This is a genomic window from Klebsiella sp. GW_Kp182, assembly GCF_040062275.1.
Taxonomy (GTDB): Bacteria; Pseudomonadota; Gammaproteobacteria; order Enterobacterales; family Enterobacteriaceae; genus Klebsiella; species Klebsiella michiganensis.
In genome coordinates this window covers 19,718-37,158 of record NZ_JBEAFQ010000001.1, presented here as the reverse complement: position 1 = coordinate 37,158, position 17,441 = coordinate 19,718, and the positions used below count along the sequence as shown (strand labels likewise).

Annotated in this window: 14 protein-coding genes; 5 read left to right on the top strand and 9 right to left on the bottom strand. The window is 56.6% G+C overall.

Annotation, left to right across the window (positions count from 1 at the left end; all coding sequences use genetic code 11):
- The first annotated feature begins 161 nt into the window (after nucleotides 1–161).
- Nucleotides 162–3,608 (top strand): transcription-repair coupling factor, encoded by a 3,447-nt coding sequence (mfd, locus tag ABLU88_RS00160; protein WP_064380800.1) that lies wholly within the window; start codon nucleotides 162–164, stop codon nucleotides 3,606–3,608.
- A gap of 166 nt (nucleotides 3,609–3,774) precedes the next feature.
- Nucleotides 3,775–4,734 (top strand): L,D-transpeptidase family protein, encoded by a 960-nt coding sequence (locus ABLU88_RS00155; protein WP_048261592.1) that lies wholly within the window; start codon nucleotides 3,775–3,777, stop codon nucleotides 4,732–4,734.
- 221 nt (nucleotides 4,735–4,955) lie between these two features.
- On the opposite strand, the gene bhsA is transcribed toward ABLU88_RS00155, so the two are convergent.
- Entirely contained in the window at nucleotides 4,956–5,213 is a 258-nt protein-coding gene (gene bhsA / locus ABLU88_RS00150; protein WP_004131427.1) for a multiple stress resistance protein BhsA, read from the bottom strand.
- 250 nt (nucleotides 5,214–5,463) lie between these two features.
- Here bhsA and ABLU88_RS00145 point away from each other — a divergent pair, with 250 nt between their 5' ends.
- Nucleotides 5,464–6,099, top strand: a complete 636-nt coding sequence (locus tag ABLU88_RS00145) for a TetR/AcrR family transcriptional regulator (RefSeq protein ID WP_004849937.1) — start codon at nucleotides 5,464–5,466, stop codon at nucleotides 6,097–6,099.
- 370 nt (nucleotides 6,100–6,469) lie between these two features.
- Nucleotides 6,470–8,647, top strand: coding sequence for a TonB-dependent siderophore receptor (locus ABLU88_RS00140; RefSeq protein ID WP_049071768.1), 2,178 nt, complete (start codon nucleotides 6,470–6,472; stop codon nucleotides 8,645–8,647).
- Nucleotides 8,648–8,703: 56 nt separating this feature from the next.
- Here ABLU88_RS00140 and ABLU88_RS00135 read toward each other — a convergent pair whose 3' ends face one another.
- The 8 genes from ABLU88_RS00135 to hinT all read right to left on the bottom strand — a co-directional run bounded on the left by ABLU88_RS00135 (nucleotide 8,704) and on the right by hinT (nucleotide 14,812).
- Nucleotides 8,704–9,243, bottom strand: coding sequence for a glycine zipper 2TM domain-containing protein (locus tag ABLU88_RS00135; protein WP_004131424.1), 540 nt, complete (start codon nucleotides 9,241–9,243; stop codon nucleotides 8,704–8,706).
- 225 nt (nucleotides 9,244–9,468) lie between these two features.
- Nucleotides 9,469–10,773, bottom strand: coding sequence for an NAD(P)/FAD-dependent oxidoreductase (locus ABLU88_RS00130; protein WP_004849932.1), 1,305 nt, complete (start codon nucleotides 10,771–10,773; stop codon nucleotides 9,469–9,471).
- Between the two features lie 234 nt (nucleotides 10,774–11,007).
- Nucleotides 11,008–11,550, bottom strand: a complete 543-nt coding sequence (ycfP, locus tag ABLU88_RS00125; RefSeq protein ID WP_004849931.1) for an alpha/beta hydrolase YcfP — start codon at nucleotides 11,548–11,550, stop codon at nucleotides 11,008–11,010.
- Between the two features lie 36 nt (nucleotides 11,551–11,586).
- On the bottom strand, nucleotides 11,587–12,597 hold the full coding sequence (gene nagZ / locus ABLU88_RS00120; RefSeq protein WP_029946910.1) for a beta-N-acetylhexosaminidase: 1,011 nt from the start codon (nucleotides 12,595–12,597) through the stop codon (nucleotides 11,587–11,589).
- A 31-nt stretch (nucleotides 12,598–12,628) separates the two neighbouring features.
- On the bottom strand, nucleotides 12,629–13,447 hold the full coding sequence (thiK, locus tag ABLU88_RS00115; protein ID WP_046876503.1) for a thiamine kinase: 819 nt from the start codon (nucleotides 13,445–13,447) through the stop codon (nucleotides 12,629–12,631).
- A complete protein-coding gene (lpoB, locus tag ABLU88_RS00110) occupies nucleotides 13,428–14,063 on the bottom strand; it encodes a penicillin-binding protein activator LpoB (protein WP_014228847.1) in 636 nt (211 codons plus the stop codon). Before lpoB ends, thiK begins: the two co-directional genes overlap by 20 nt.
- A 12-nt stretch (nucleotides 14,064–14,075) precedes the next feature.
- The gene (locus ABLU88_RS00105; RefSeq protein ID WP_014228846.1) at nucleotides 14,076–14,450 is read right to left on the bottom strand and encodes a YcfL family protein; all 375 of its coding nucleotides are present in this window, start codon (nucleotides 14,448–14,450) and stop codon (nucleotides 14,076–14,078) included.
- Nucleotides 14,451–14,455: 5 nt separating this feature from the next.
- Nucleotides 14,456–14,812: a purine nucleoside phosphoramidase gene (gene hinT, locus ABLU88_RS00100; protein ID WP_004849924.1), complete on the bottom strand. Its 357-nt coding sequence runs from the start codon at nucleotides 14,810–14,812 to the stop codon at nucleotides 14,456–14,458.
- Nucleotides 14,813–15,166: 354 nt separating this feature from the next.
- Between hinT and fhuE the strand changes: the two genes are divergently transcribed.
- On the top strand, nucleotides 15,167–17,350 hold the full coding sequence (gene fhuE, locus ABLU88_RS00095; protein ID WP_103814019.1) for a ferric-rhodotorulic acid/ferric-coprogen receptor FhuE: 2,184 nt from the start codon (nucleotides 15,167–15,169) through the stop codon (nucleotides 17,348–17,350).
- Nucleotides 17,351–17,441 lie beyond the last annotated feature (91 nt).

Sequence of the window (17,441 nt, the reverse complement as noted above, 5' to 3'; positions counted from 1 at the left end):
ACTTTACGCTTATCGGAGTTCGTTACATTTTTGGCCACGACAGGATGTTTGCGATACGGGTTGGCGAATCCGGGTCGATCGCGGATAATCTCACTATTGAATATCAGCGAGTTGCCCTCCATATCGGCAGAGCGAATACCCAAGAGATCATGATACCGTCTATGCCTGAACAATACCGATACTCTCTGCCGGTTAAAGCCGGCGATCAGCGCCAGATTGGCGAACTGACCGGCGCGGCCTGCGCCACTCTGGTGGCGGAAATGGCCGAGCGCCACGGCGGACCGGTGGTACTGATTGCCCCCGATATGCAAAACGCCCTGCGTCTGAATGATGAAATCAGGCAGTTTACCGATAGCATGGTGGCGGGCCTGGCGGATTGGGAAACCCTCCCCTACGATAGCTTTTCCCCGCACCAGGACATTATCTCTTCCCGTCTCGCCACCCTGTACCAGCTCCCGACCATGGAACGCGGCGTACTGATTATCCCGGTCAGCACCCTGATGCAGCGCGTCTGTCCGCATAATTTCCTCCACGGCCACGCGCTGGTGATGAAAAAAGGCCAGCGCCTGTCGCGGGATGCGCTGCGCTCCCAGCTGGATAGCGCCGGCTATCGTCACGTCGACCAGGTGATGGAGCACGGCGAGTACGCCACGCGCGGCGCATTGCTTGACCTTTTTCCTATGGGCAGCGAGCAGCCCTACCGTCTCGATTTTTTTGATGATGAGATAGACAGCCTGCGTCTGTTCGACGTCGACAGCCAGCGTACGCTGGAGGAAGTCGCCAGCATTAACCTGCTTCCGGCGCACGAATTCCCGACGGATCAGGCCGCTATCGAGCTATTCCGCAGCCAGTGGCGCGACCGCTTTGAGGTCAAACGCGACGCCGAGCATATCTATCAGCAGGTCAGTAAAGGCACGCTGCCCGCAGGAATCGAATACTGGCAGCCGCTGTTCTTTAACGAGCCGCTGCCGCCGCTGTTCAGCTATTTCCCGGCGAAAACGCTGATCGTTAATACCGGCGATCTGGAGGCCAGCGCCGAACGCTTCCAGAACGAAACCCGCGCCCGCTTTGAAAACCGCGGCGTCGACCCGATGCGCCCGCTTTTGCCGCCGGAACAGCTGTGGCTGCGCAGCGATGAGCTGTTTAGCGAGCTCAAAAAATGGCCGCGCGTCCAGCTCAAAACCGAGCGTCTGGCGGAAAAAGCCGCCAACACCAATCTCGGTTATCAGAAATTACCCGAGCTGGCGATCCAGGCGCAGAACAAAGCGCCGCTGGATAACCTGCGCCGATTCCTCGAGTCCTTCAGCGGGCCGGTGATTTTTTCGGTCGAGAGCGAGGGGCGTCGAGAGGCGCTTGGCGAAATGCTGGCGCGTATTAAGATCGCGCCAAAGCATATCCTGCGTCTTGAAGAGGCGACGGGTAATGGCCGCTATCTGATGATCGGCGCCGCCGAGCATGGTTTCGTCGATAGCCAGCGTAATCTGGCGCTGATTTGCGAAAGTGACCTGCTGGGCGAGCGCGTCGCGCGCCGTCGTCAGGACTCTCGCCGCACCATCAATCCCGATACGTTGATTCGTAACCTGGCGGAGCTGCATATCGGCCAACCGGTGGTGCATCTTGAGCATGGAGTTGGGCGCTACGCCGGAATGACCACCCTTGAAGCGGGCGGCATCAACGGCGAATACCTGATGCTGACCTACGCCAACGATGCCAAACTGTACGTGCCGGTGTCGTCGCTGCATCTGATTAGCCGCTATGCGGGCGGCGCGGAAGAGAATGCGCCGCTGCATAAACTGGGCGGCGACGTCTGGGCGCGGGCGCGGCAGAAAGCGGCGGAGAAAGTGCGCGACGTGGCCGCCGAACTGCTGGATATCTACGCCCAGCGTGCGGCGAAAGCGGGCTACGCGTTTAAACATGATAAAGAGCAATATCAGCTGTTCTGCGACGGCTTCCCGTTCGAGACCACGCCCGATCAGGCGCAGGCTATTAACGCCGTACTGAGCGATATGTGTCAGCCGCTGGCGATGGACCGTCTGGTGTGCGGCGATGTCGGCTTCGGCAAAACGGAAGTGGCGATGCGCGCCGCGTTTCTGGCGGTTGAAAACCATAAGCAGGTGGCGGTGCTGGTGCCGACCACCCTACTCGCCCAGCAGCACTTCGATAACTTTCGCGATCGCTTCGCCAACTGGCCGGTGCGCATCGAGATGCTCTCGCGCTTTCGTAGCGCCAAAGAGCAGGCGCAGATCCTCGAGCAGGTCGCGGAAGGGAAAGTCGATATTCTTATCGGCACCCATAAACTACTGCAGCCGGACGTTAAGCTGCGCGATCTCGGCCTGCTGATTGTTGATGAAGAGCACCGCTTTGGCGTGCGCCATAAAGAGCGCATCAAGGCGATGCGCGCCGACGTCGATATCCTGACCCTGACCGCCACGCCTATTCCGCGTACGCTGAATATGGCGATGAGCGGTATGCGCGATCTGTCGATCATCGCCACCCCGCCCGCCCGCCGTCTGGCGGTCAAAACCTTCGTCCGCGAATATGACGCGCTGGTGGTCCGCGAGGCGATCCTGCGTGAGGTACTGCGCGGCGGCCAGGTTTACTACCTCTATAATGACGTGGAAAACATCCAGAAAGCCGCCGAGAAGCTGGCGGAGCTGGTGCCGGAAGCGCGCATTACCATCGGTCACGGCCAGATGCGCGAGCGCGAACTCGAACGGGTGATGAACGATTTCCATCACCAGCGCTTTAACGTACTGGTGTGCACCACCATTATCGAAACCGGGATCGACATTCCAACGGCGAACACCATTATTATCGAACGCGCCGATCACTTCGGTCTCGCACAGCTGCACCAGCTGCGCGGTCGCGTCGGTCGTTCGCACCATCAGGCTTATGCCTGGCTGCTGACGCCGCATCCGAAGGCGATGACCACCGATGCGCAAAAACGCCTTGAGGCTATTGCATCGCTGGAAGATCTCGGAGCTGGTTTCGCTCTGGCAACGCATGACCTCGAAATTCGCGGCGCGGGTGAACTGTTGGGCGAGGATCAGAGCGGTTCCATGGAAACCATCGGCTTCTCCCTCTATATGGAGCTGCTGGAAAATGCCGTTGACGCGCTGAAAGCAGGCCGCGAACCCTCGCTGGAGGATCTTACCAGTCAGCAGACCGAAGTTGAGCTACGGATGCCGTCGCTGCTGCCGGATGACTTTATCCCGGATGTGAATACGCGCCTGTCGTTCTACAAACGCATTGCCAGCGCGAAGAACGAGAATGAGCTGGAGGAGATCAAAGTCGAGCTTATCGATCGCTTTGGCCTGCTGCCCGACCCGGCAAGAAACCTGCTCGATATCGCCCGACTGCGCCAGCAGGCGCAGAAGCTGGGGATCCGCAAGCTGGAGAGCAACGAAAAGGGCGGCACCATTGAGTTTAACGAGAAGAATAACGTGAATCCGATGTGGCTGATTGGCCTGTTGCAAAAGCAGCCTCAGCACTATCGCCTGGATGGCCCAACGCGCCTCAAGTTTACGCAGGACCTTGCCGAGCGTAAAACGCGGATGGAGTGGGTGCGCCAGTTTATGCGCCAGCTCGAAGAGAACGCCGCCGCCTGATAGCAAGCGGGATACGGCCTGTGCGTCGTATCCCGCCCCTCCCCACTTGTTCGGCAAAATTTACAAACATTTTGCAATCCCTCTGAACTTCCAGACACTCTCTTCGCCATAATCTCAGGGACTTTTCGTATAAAAATAACCACTTACTTATTATGGAATTAGGGTGATGAAAAGCTTTACGCGAATTTCTCTCTGGCTGGGGATGATGGCTATCGCCGCCGCGCTGGCGCTGCCCGCTCGCGCCAATACCTGGCCCCTGCCGCCTCCGGGCAGCCGTCTGGTCGGGCAAAACCAGTTTCATGTCGTCGAGAATAACGGCGGCTCGCTCGAAGCGATCGCCAAAAAGTACAACGTCGGTTTTCTGGCCCTGCTCCAGGCTAACCCCGGGGTGGATCCGTATGTTCCACGAGCCGGTAGCGTGCTGACGATTCCGCTGCAAACCCTGCTGCCCGACGCGCCGCGCGAAGGATTAGTCCTTAACCTGGCCGAACTTCGCCTCTATTACTATCCGCCAGGAAGAAGTGAAGTGACCGTTTATCCTATCGGCATTGGTCAGCTCGGCGGCGATACCATCACGCCGACGATGGTCACCACCGTCTCCGACAAACGCGCCAACCCGACCTGGACGCCGACGGCCAATATTCGCGCCCGCTATAAAGCAATGGGCATTGACCTGCCCGCCGTCATGCCCGCTGGCCCGGATAACCCCATGGGGCACCACGCTATTCGCCTGGCGGCGTACGGCGGCGTGTATCTGCTGCACGGCACCAACGCCGACTTCGGCATCGGCATGCGCGTCAGCTCCGGCTGTATTCGCCTGCGCGATGACGACATCAAAGCGTTGTACAACGAAATCACCCCTGGCACCAGGGTGACGATTATCAATACGCCAATCAAGGTGTCCGTGGAGCCGAACGGCACCCGTCTGGTGGAGGTCCATCAGCCGCTGTCAAAACATATTGATGACGACCCGCAGACGCTGCCCATTACCCTTACCGACAGCATGCAGGCGTTTAAGCAGGCACAGTTGACCGACACCGAGGTAATGGAACGCGCGATGATGCTGCGTTCGGGCATGCCGATTGACGTCACCCGCCACCATCGCGTAACGGAGCAGCCGCTCTAGTTCGCTAAACTGCCGACGAAAAAAAACCGCCTTCAGTTCACTGAGGCGGTTTTTTTATGGCAATAATCAAACAGGGTCCTGCTTTTCTGCGGGTTGCGGCGCCATATAAGGGGTGGGCACCGCCTCTCGTCAGAGAACAACGTACTTCTTACTTTACGCGGACTGCTGAAGGGGGTCAGATCCGCGCGTGGTCAGTGGCATAACAGGGGTAGTTCAAAAAATTATTTGTAGATAACCGCAGTCCCGTGAAGGGTGTTAGGACCGGTTACGGACGTAATACGGTAAGAGGTTGCGCCCATCTCTTCCGCTTTTTGCGCCAGCTGATCTTCCAGCGAACCCAGGTTGGTCCCGGCTGAGGCGGAAACGGTACCGATTTTATGCTGACCCGCCGGCGTTGACTGAACTTCTACAGCGGCGAAGCTGGCGAAAGAGAGTGAGCTAAGAACAGCGGCGATAGCGAGTGTTTTAACATTTTTCATGATTGTTATACCTGTGCAGATGAATGTTTTTGTAGGGGGCGAACGCATTTAATTAACGATCGATAGGGAAATGATAATGTGATCCACATCACACGTCAAACTATTTTTATAACGACCGTTTAACTATTTATAAACAGCTTAAAATTCATACATATATGAATTATTTATTTTTAGAGCAACATCGCTGGTAGCACGTAAGGTTTATTTTTATAATGCCCTTTCAACAAACCAACACAGGTACAGCGGCACCATGACAACTGACGTTCAAAGTTGCACGAAAAAAAGCCGTGGCCGACCTAAAGTGTTCGACAGGGAAGCGGCGCTGGATAAGGCCATGACACTCTTCTGGCAGCACGGCTATGAAGCGACCTCTCTCGCCGATTTAGTGGAGGCGACGGGCGCAAAAGCGCCTACGCTTTACGCGGAATTTGTGAATAAAGAGGGGTTGTTTCGCGCGGTGCTGGATCGCTACATCGCGCGTTTTGCCGCCAGGCACGAAGCGCTCCTCTTTGACGAAGAGAAAAGCGTCGATCGGGCGTTACGCGACTACTTCACCGCCGTCGCGACTTGCTTTACCAGCAAAGAAACGCCGGCAGGCTGCTTTATGATTAATACCTCCGCAGCGCTGGCGGCGGCGTCCACCGATATCGCCAATACCGTTAAGTCCCGGCACGCAATGCAGGAACAGACGCTAACGCAGTTTCTCCAGCAGCGGCAGCTGCGCGGCGAGCTGCCGCCAGACGGTGACGTACGTCAGCTGGCGCAGTTCCTCAACTGCATATTACAAGGCATGTCGATCAGCGCCCGCGAAGGCGCCGACTTCACTAAAATCATGCAAATCGCCGAGACCACGCTGCGTCTGTGGCCCCAGGTTCTTCAGCGCTAAGACCTCGCTTACCGGTGGGCTCCCCACCGGTTCCCCTCCCCTTTATCCCTACATAACGCAATGTTTTCAGTCATTTATTTTGTTCATTTCGCGAGAATGATATTGATAACAATAATCAATACGGGCAAAATTCAGTCTTAAACGTTTCTGTATATTTCACCATGTAACAACCGGTACGCCCGTACCGAATAACGAAAACAACGATATCGTAAGCCCTAAATAATTCGAGTTGCAGGACATGGCGCTTGTGCCTTGATCTGCGCTAGCGCTGGCCCCGTAGGGGCGAGGCCCATGGATGGGCCGAGTAATCCGCAGTCAACACACCTGCAACTTGAAGAATGACGGGCATAAACTCATAAAAGGAATGAGCATGAACAAGCGTCTCTGGGTGCTTAACCCACTGCTGCTGGCAACCGCCCTGCCCGCCTGGGCCGCTGATGACAGCATGATCGTCAGCGCAAACCGAACGCACCGCACCGTCGCTGAAATGGCCCAGACCACCTGGGTTATCGAAGGCCAGGAAATTGAACAGCAAGTTCAGGGCGGAAAAGAATTTAAAGACGTGCTGGCGCAGCTGATCCCCGGCATCGACGTCAGCAGCCAGGGACGCACCAACTACGGCATGAATATGCGCGGCCGCGCGATTGTCGTGCTGATTGACGGCGTTCGCCTTAACTCTTCCCGTACCGATAGCCGCCAGCTGGATTCTATCGATCCGTTTAACATTGAGCATATCGAGGTGATCTCCGGCGCCACATCGCTGTACGGCGGTGGTAGTACCGGCGGCCTTATTAATATCGTCACCAAAAAGGGCCAGCAGGAGCGCCAGGTCGACCTGGAGCTGGGGAGCAAAACCGGTTTTGCCAACAGCAACGATCATGATGAACGCGTGGCGGCAGCGGTCAGCGGCGGTACCGACCACGCTTCCGGCCGTTTATCGGTCGCCTATCAGCGTTTTGGCGGCTGGTATGATGGCAATAATGATGCGCTGATCCTTGATAATACCCAGACCGGGCTTCAACATTCCGACCGCCTGGATGTGATGGGAACGGGAACCATTGAGATTGACGAGAACCGTCAGCTGCAGCTGGTAACCCAGTACTATAAAAGCCAGGGCGACGATTACGGTCTGTACCTCGGGAAAAATATGTCGGCGGTGACCGGCGACGGCAAAGCCTTTACCACCGATGGCCTGAACTCCGACCGCGTCCCCGGCACCGAACGTCACCTGATAAGCCTGCAGTATTCCGATGCCGATTTCCTCGGCCAGAATCTGGTCAGCCAGGTCTATTATCGTGATGAATCCCTGACTTTTTACCCTTTCCCTACGCTCAGCAAAGGCCAGGTCAGCAGCTTCTCCTCTTCAAAACAGGATACCGATCAGTACGGCGCGAAGATCACCCTGAATAGCCAACCGCTGGATGGCTGGGATCTGACCTGGGGAGTGGACGCCGACCACGAAACCTTCAACGCCAATCAGATGTTCTTCGATTTGGGCCAGTCTATGTCTTCCGGCGGTCTGAATAACCAGGCTATCTACACCACCGGCCGTTATCCCGGCTACAGCATTACCAACCTGGCGCCGTTCCTGCAGTCCAGCTATGACCTGAACGACATCTTCACTATCAGCGGCGGCGTACGTTATCAGTGGACGGAAAACCGGGTCGATGATTTTGTCGGCTATGCCCAACAGCAGGATGTCGCCAGCGGCAAGGTCAGCTCTGCGGATGCCATTCCGGGCGGAAAAACCGATTACGACAACTTCCTGTTTAACGCCGGGATTGTCGCCCATCTCACCGATCGTCAGCAGACCTGGTTTAACTTCTCCCAGGGCGTTGAGCTGCCGGATCCGGGCAAATACTACGGCATCGGTAAGTACGGCGCGGCGGTCAACGGCCATCTTCCGCTTCTCTCAAGCGTGAACGTTGGCGATTCGCCGCTGCAGGGAATTAAAGTTAACTCGTACGAACTGGGCTGGCGCTACACCGGCGATAATCTACGCACTCAGCTGGCGGCTTACTACTCGACCTCCGATAAAACGATCGTCGTTAACCGTACCGATATGACCATCGATGTGCAGTCCGATAAACGCCGTATTTATGGCGTAGAGGGCGCGGTGGACTACTACTTCCCGAACAGCGACTGGAGCGCCGGAGCTAACTTTAACGTACTGAAATCGCAGGTGAAAAGCGACGGTAGCTGGCAGAAGTGGGACGTCACTCTCGCCTCGCCGTCAAAAGCCACCGCGTGGGTTGGCTGGGCGCCGGAGCCGTGGTCGCTGCGGGTGCAGAGCCAGCAGGTGTTTGATATCAGCGATGCCAGCGGCAATAAGCTCGACGGCTACAATACGGTAGACTTTATCGGCAGCTACGCGCTCCCTCTCGGCAAGCTGACCTTCAGCATTGAGAACCTGCTCAATGAAGATTATGTCACCCTCTGGGGCCAGCGCGCGCCGCTGCTGTATAGCCCGACCTACGGCAGCAGCTCTCTCTACGAGTATAAAGGTCGCGGACGCACCTTCGGCCTGAACTACGCTTTGAGCTTCTGATAAAAAAAGCCCCTCAGCCAGAGAGCCTGAGGGGCGAATAAAGATACACATCTTTTTTACGCTTTGTTAGTCAGAATCAGTTGGCCATTGCTGTCCAGCGGGATTTGCGTACCAGGGTCGCGATCCATACGGATTTTGCCCTGCTGGTCGCCGATTTTGTAAGTGACATCGTAGCCGAGCATTTTTTCTGATTTATCGTACACCGTTTTGCAGCGCTGCTGCGTCGTGGTGTAGGTATCCCCTTCCTGCATTGAGCCCTGAATCTGGTTACCGGCATAGCCGCCGCCCAGCGCGCCCACAACGGTGGCAACGTCGCGGCCGCGTCCGCCGCCGAACTGATGGCCAATAACCCCACCGGCCACCGCGCCCAGCACGGATCCGGCGATGCGGTTTTCATCCTGCACCGGTCGACGATGGGTCACGGTGACGTTCCGGCACTCCTGACGCGGGGTTTTGACGCTCTCTTTTATCGGCGTACTGGATACTACCTGTGCATACTGCGGGCCGCGATCTAACACGTTAAGACCGGCAACGGCTGCGACGCCCAGCGCGGCAGCCACGCCAATTCCTATACCCGCCAACATTGATTTATTCACGGGACTTCCTCCTTCGTTGCTATTGCCCGTAATTTTGCAATCCAGGCATCAGGCTTGCAAATAAGAAAGCGGATGAAAAGTGCGTGAACGTGTGGCAAATCAACGGGATTCGGAGGAATCTGAGAGGGTTTCCCGGCAAGGAAAGGAGGATATTCTGGTTATGAGTCTCTTAATGCGAAAAGCAAACGGGCGGACAAAACCTTCTGGCTTTGCCGCCCAGAGACATTAATGCAGCTTCAGGCGCGGACGAATAATGCGGTTGATACGTCCTACCAGCATCATCAGGCCGGTTTTAAAGTAGCCGTGCAGCGCAATCTGGTGCATGCGATACAGAGAGATATAGACGAAGCGCGCAATGCGACCTTCGATCATCATTGAACCGCGCATCAGGTTGCCCATCAGGCTGCCCACGGTGGAATAGTTAGAGAGCGACACCAGCGAACCGTGATCTTTATAGGTATAAGCTTTCAGCGGCTTACCTTTCATCTGCGCCAGAATATTGTGCAGGGCGCAGGTCGCCATCTGGTGCGCAGCCTGAGCGCGCGGCGGGACAAAACCGCCTTCCGGGCGGGCGCAGGACGCGCAGTCGCCGATGGCGTAAATATCCGCATCGCGCGTCGTTTGCAGCGTCGGTTCGACCACCAGCTGGTTAATACGGTTAGTCTCCAGACCGCCAATCTCTTTCATAAAGTCCGGCGCCTTAATCCCGGCCGCCCAGACCATCAGGTCAGCGTTGATAAATTCACCTTCTTTCGTGTGCAGACCGTTTGCATCGGCGCTGGTGACCATGGTTTTGGTCAATACGCGGACGCCAAGCTTGGTCAGCTCGCTGTGCGCGGCGCCGGAAATGCGCGGCGGCAGCGCGGGCAGAATACGCTCGCCAGCTTCAACCAGCGTCACGTTCAGAGCTTCGTTAGTCAGACCTTTGTAGCCGTAGCTGTGCAGCTGTTTCACCGCATTGTGCAGCTCGGCCGACAGCTCAACGCCGGTCGCGCCGCCGCCGACGATGGCGATATTCACCTTGCCGTTCGCCCCGAGGTTCGCCGAATACTTGAGGAACAGATCCAGCATTTCCTGATGGAAACGACGCGCCTGATGCGGATTATCGAGGAAGATGCAGTTCTCTTTCACGCCAGGCGTGTTGAAGTCGTTCGACGTACTTCCCAGCGCCATGACCAGCGTGTCGTACGGCAGCTTACGCTCGGGCACCAGCAGCTCGCCCTTCTCGTTATGCAGCTCGGCGAGGGTGATCGTTTTGGTTTCACGGTTAATATCCACCACCGATCCCAGCTGGAACTGGAAGTCGTGGTTACGGGCGTGAGCAAGGTAGCTCAGCGCGTCTACACCTTCATCAAGTGAACCGGTCGCCACTTCATGCAGCAGCGGTTTCCACAGGTGGCTGTGGTTACGATCAACCAGCGTGATTTTGGCCTTTTTATTACGGCCCAGCTTTTTACCCAACTGGGTAGCCAGCTCCAGCCCACCGGCACCACCACCCACAATCACTATTTTTTTCAATGGCGTAGTCACGCGACCCCCTAAAATTATTAACCAATTGTTAACTAAAAGTTATACATATAACCTTTAATTAACAACAGGTTACGGCAGTGAAACCATTCAGCGAGATCGAGAATAACATGAACGGTGCATTGGTCATACCAAAATTGATATGCATCAAGTTTTACCGCATATTTTTTGAGCGCAGAATCGCAAAAATGAATAAAAAAAGCCCGCGATGTTTTCACATTGCGGGCCGGCGCGCGTTTAGCCGAGGGTTTTGAAGGCTTTTATGCGCTGGAGATGCGGGGAGATATTCTTGAACTTGTGGGTCTGTTCTTCATCCCAGATTATCTCATAGTAATGGTGCAGCAGGTCCGCCGAACGCTGGCTATTCAGCGCTTCGTCCTGACGAGATAGCACCACCAGGCAGCGATCGCGGTTTTTTTCGCGGAAATTATTCACGCATTTGGTGGCAATATCCGCATACTCTTCCGGCCGATCAATTTTCCCTTCCATGTTTTCATTGGGAAACAGGTTCGGGTTAAAAATGGCCTGGCGGATATCGCAAAGAAAGCCAATTCGCTCCGCCCAGAAGCCGCCGAGACCCACGCCGCAAATCAGCGGCCGATCGTCGGCGCTCAGCTGCAGCATCTTATCGACCTCTTTTAATAAGTGCTGCATATCATGTTTGGGATGCCGCGTGCTGTAGCTAATCAACCGAACATCGGGGTCAATAAACTGAAGCTGAAGCACCTTCTCATGGTTACCGGGGCTGTTTGAGTCAAAACCATGTAAATAGATAATCATCGCATCCTCACCAGACAACAACGCCTTTCAGGTTTATTACGCGGATTTCGCCTCTTGCCAGCGCGCGTGAAGCTGCTCAAGCTGCGCGCTGATCGTCTTCCAGCGGGCGGAATCCCTTAACGCCTGACGGCTAAAGGAACCTTTATGATACAATTTCGTAACACGTTCTGCTTTGATCGGCGACAGGTTATCCAGCACGCTGACCGCACCCTTACGATTATTGCAGACAAGGATCATATCGCAACCCGCATCCAGCGATGCCTGGCCGCGCTCGGCGTAGCTGCCCATAATCGCCGCCCCTTCCATCGACAGATCGTCAGAGAAAATCACCCCTTCAAATCCCAGCTCACCGCGCAGAACCGTTTTTAGCCAGTGCGCAGATCCGCTGGCCGGACGCGGGTCAACGTCGCTGTAGATGACGTGAGCGGGCATGATCGCATCAAGCCGCTGCTCGCCAATCAGCGTACGGAAGATGGCCATATCTCTGGCGCGAATTTCCGCTTCCGCGCGCGGATCGCGCGGCGTCTCTTTATGGGAATCGGCCGTCACCGCGCCGTGTCCGGGAAAGTGCTTACCGGTGGTTTTCATTCCCGCGGCGTGCATGCCGTCAATAAAATGACGAGCTATCGCCAGGGCTTTGTCGGGATCGTCGTGATAGGATCGCTCGCCAATAGCGGCGCTGATATGCCCAACGTCCAGAACCGGCGCAAAGCTGATATCAATATCCATGGCGATCATTTCGCTGGCCATCAGCCAGCCGGCCTCTGCGGCCAGCTTACCGCCCTCCTCCATGCCGAGCAGCGCGGCGAAAGATTGCGCCGCGGGAAGGCGGGTAAAGCCCTCGCGGAAACGCTGTACGCGCCCGCCTTCCTGATCTACCGCCACCACCAGATGGTTGCGCGAGGCCTCGCGGATCTGGCGGACCAGCTCACGCAGCTGCGCCGGATCGTGATAGTTGCGGGTAAACAGGATCAGCCCGCCAACCAAAGGATGCGCCAGAATCTCACGCTCTTCCGCATCCAGTTCAAAACCTTCGACATCCAACATTACCGGGCCCACATCCACCTCTCTTATCCTTTTACTTTTTGTCTAACTGGCGCCATACCTCATCCGCCAGCGCAATAAACTGTCGGTCACCGGTTTGCTGCCAGCGTCGCTCGTACCAGCCCGCCATCAGCAGCTGCACCCACGGACGCCAGCGCTGAATTTGCCGCCAGAGCTGAAGCTCATCGATGCTCGCCCGTCTCGCGTATTCTGCGGCTAGCCGACGATGCGCGGCGGGCTCGATCCACACCGCCGCCAGCTCCAGCGCAACATCGCCATCGCCCGCATATTCCCAGTCAATCAGCCGCAGCCCCGCCTCGCCGTGAACGATGTTGCCCGCATGGACATCCATATGTAACGGGGCGAGACGCAGCGGCCGGGGCTCGCCGCGACGCAGCAGCCGTTTGTGCCAACGTAGCCACTGCGGTGTGCGCCGCGCGGGGCTGCACTGTTGCCAGTAGCGCTCAAGCAGCGGCCGCAGCGCGATACGCCAGCCAAAGCGCGGCTGTCGGTGCAGATGATACAGTAACCCTGCGAGCGCCGGACACTCCGGTAATGCGTTAACCACATCGCCTGAGCAATATTCCACCACCATCCAGGCGGGAGAATAAAACACCGGCGCGGGCGCTAACGAATCGGGAAGGCGTGACAGAACGTGATATTGACGGCGAAAATCGCAGGCCGGCGCATGCGGATCGTGCGGCTGGCGCAGCACCCGCTTTTGCCGACCATCGCTGAGAATGCAGCTGCCGCCGCTCAGCCCGTTTTGGGGCGGCGCGGCGACAGGCGTATAGCGCGGGAAAAAGCGCGACAGCACTTCGTCGCGCGTGAGCTTATTGTTGCTGAACAGCACCTTTGCCTGACCAGATAATTTCGCCGGTCTGTACCAGCATTAGCTGCATTTTCAGCTCAGGGGAATTGACGTTGCCGGTCGCGTTGGAATAGAGCACGTACTGTGCGCCAACGGTACGCGCAATACCCATCGCTTTACTGCGGCTGCCAAGGCTATCCTGCGGCGACAGGCCAAGCTGCTGTTTAGCTACGCCCAGCTGCTGCTGCGAGACCAGGGTGAATTTTCCATTGCCTTCCAGCGCGTTGCGCAGCGCCGTGGTGGCCTCTCCCGCATTCAACGTGCCGTTGGTGCGGTTATTGACGCTGTCGACCAGCAAAATGCTGCCCGCATTTACGCCGCTGGCCTGCAGCATCTGCCCAATCATCGGCTGCACCGCGGAATTCCAGTCAAAATGACGCACGCGCGGCGCCGGCTGCGCTGGCTGCTCGCCGTGTTCAATCGGACCCGGCTGCGTAGGTATCACGGGAATAGTCGGCACAGTCGGCTGCGGCTGAACGGGCTGCTGCGGCTTCGGCTGCGCTTCCTCAACGGGAGCGGGTTCCTGACGTTGACCCACGCATCCGGCAAGGAATATCGCCAGTGCGGTAACTAATGCATAGCGACATAGTTTAATCATTACGATTACCTCTTACAGATAAAGATAAAGTCGGGCCTTGTGCGCCCCCAGAATATTGGCGCTGCCATAAAGCGTAACGGAAGAGTGCGCAGGCACCGTTATGCTGCGCGCGGACTCCAGCGGATGCATTTCCAGCCCTCTGGCGTCATACCAGAAAAAGCGATAATGCACGGTCACCGGTACCTGGCGTTCATTGAACAATCGGGTGGTCGCCGTCGCCTGAATCTCGGATGCGGTCACCGTCGGTACTTCAGCGCTGATGCCCGCTGCCAGTACGTTTGATTCCATCACCAGACTTTGCTGATCGCTGACCGGAATTTCCGGATGCGAACTGCACCCGGCCAGTAACGTCACGGCCAGAAGTGCGCCGAAGTGGGCTGCGCGCATGAATGTTAACCTTTATGAGCCAGCATCGGGCCTAACGGACGGCCGCCCAGCAGGTGCATATGGACATGGTAGACCTCCTGGCCCCCGTGGCGATTGCAGTTGACGATCAGGCGATAGCCATCGTCGGCAAGCCCCTCATCGCGGGCGATTTTCGCCGCGACGGTCATCATGCGTCCCAGGGCAAGCTCGTGCTCTGCGGTCACATCGTTGACGGTGGGAATCAGGATATTGGGAACGATCAGAATATGGGTTGGCGCCTGCGGAGAGATGTCGCGAAAAGCGGTCACGAGCTCATCCTGATAAACCACATCCGACGGGATCTCCCGGCGAATGATTTTGCTGAAAATCGTTTCTTCTGCCATGACTGATTCCTTAATAATTTTTATACCGTGCTCTGGCCTGCCTCTGCAGGTAAACGCGGATGCACAGGATTCCCCTAAGAGTATGAGCGAGTTACTCCCCCTCTTTCAACCTGAATGCGTTTTTTCTTACGCGACCAGGCGCTTAGCTGCTGACGGATTAAGCGTTTCTTCGCTGTATGCCCCCCCGGTACCGGTCAACAAGACCCGGGTACAGCCGTTTTCCCGCTTGTTTACACATTAAATATTAATGCGTATATTTCTCATTTGCATTCAAAGCAAATACAGTGCACTGACGATCTACCGCGGCCATCGCGCCGCAGCAAATAACAACAATCACACGATCAAGGGCTTATGATGTCTCTCTCCACCAACTTTCGGGATGGGCGTAACGCGCCGTCCCTGCTTGCTATGGGTATCGCGCTGGCGATCTTTCCCAACCTCAGTCAGGCAGCCGGCACGTCCGAAGACACTATTATTGTAGAAGGTTCCGCAGATAGCGCCTCGGAGACACAAGAGCAGGACTACAGCGTCAGAACCACCTCAGCCGGGACTAAAATGGAGATGGCCCAGCGCGATATCCCGCAATCGGTCAGTATCATTACCGAACAGCGGATGCGGGATCAGCAGCTGCAAACGCTGGGCGACGTCATGGACCATACCATGGGGATCAGCAGCAGCCAGGCGGACTCAGACCGCACCAGCTATTATTCCCGCGGTTTTGAGATCGACAATTATATGGTCGATGGCATTCCGACCTGGTTTGAATCTCGCTGGAATTTGGGCGACGCGCTTTCCGATATGGCCCTCTTCGAACGGGTTGAGGTCGTACGCGGCGCCAACGGCTTGCTGACGGGTACCGGCAACCCTGCCGCGTCGGTCAATATGATCCGCAAGCACGCGACCAGCCGGGAGTTCAAGGGAAACGTCTCCGCGGAGTACGGCAGCTGGAATAAGCAGCGCTACGTTGCTGATATGCAAAGCCCGCTGACTGACGATGGCAGCGTACGGGCGCGCATTATCGCCGGTTATCAAAACAATGACTCGTGGCTGGATCGCTATAACAGCGAAAAAACGTTCTTCTCCGGCATTCTTGATGCCGATCTCGGTACGTCGTCCGCTTTATCCGCTGGCTACGAGTATCAGCGTATCGACGTGAATAGCCCGACATGGGGTGGCCTGCCTCGCTGGAATACCGATGGCAGCAAGAACCACTATGATCGCGCCCACAGCACCGCGCCCGACTGGGCCTATAACGACAAAGAGATCAACAAGGTCTTCGTCACGCTGAAACAGCGCTTTGCCGATACCTGGCAGGCAACGATGAATGCCACCCATTCTGAGATCACGTTCGACAGCAAGATGATGTACGTGGACGCGTATGTCAACAAAGCGACCGGAATGCTGGTGGGCCCCTATAGCAGCTACGGCCCGGGCTATGATTACGTCGGCGGTACCGGCTGGAATAGCGGCAAACGTAAAGTCGACGCCGTTGACCTGTTCGCCGACGGCGGCTACGACCTGTTTGGTCGCCAGCACAACCTGATGATCGGCACCAGCTACAGTAAACAAAACAACCGCTATTTCAGTTCGTGGGCAAACGTCTTTCCCGATGAGGTTGGCAGCTTCTATAGCTTCAATAGCGCGACATTCCCGGAAACCAGCTGGGGCCCGCAGAGCCTGGCGCAGGACGATACCACGCGAATGAAGTCGCTGTATGCGGCGACGCGTTTTTCCCTGCTTGACCCGCTGCATCTGATTCTTGGCGTCCGCTATAACAACTGGAGCATCGAGACGCTAACCTACACGATGGAGAAAAACCATACCACCCCGTACGCCGGGCTGGTTTACGACATCAACGACAGCTGGTCGGCCTACACCAGCTATACCTCGGTCTTCCAGCCGCAGAATAAGCGCGATAGTTCCGGAAAATACCTGACCCCGGTTACCGGAAACAACTATGAAGTGGGCCTGAAGTCGGACTGGATGGACAGCCGGTTAACGACGACGCTCGCCCTATTCCGCATCGAGCAGGATAACCTCGGCCAGGCGACCGGCGGGCAAATCCCCGGCAGCAATGGCGAAGCAGCCTATAAAACCGTCGACGGTACCGTAAGCAAAGGGGTGGAGTTCGAAATCAACGGGGCGGTTACCGATAACTGGCAGATGACCTTTGGGGCGACGCGTTTTGTCGCTGAAGACAATGAAGGCAATGCGGTGAATCCCAACCTGCCGCGTACCAGCGTCAAGCTGTTCACCCGCTACCGTCTGCCGGTAATGCCTGAACTGACCGTCGGCGGCGGCGTTAACTGGCAGAACCGGGTGTATAAAGATACCGCGACGCCGTACGGGACGTTCCGTGCGGAACAAGGCAGCTACGCGCTGGTGGATGTGTTCACTCGCTACCAGGTCACTAAAAATTTTGCTGTGCAGGGTAACGTCAATAACCTGTTCGACAAAACCTACGACACCAACGTCGATGGTTCCATCGTCTACGGCGAACCGCGCAACGTCAGCATTACGGCCAGCTATCAGTTCTGATCTCTGCTTAACGTGACAAAAGCCGCGGGCGCGCTTTTAACGCCTGCGGCCATTAAAAAAGGCAGCCCGTAGGCTGCCTTAGTCTCCCCAT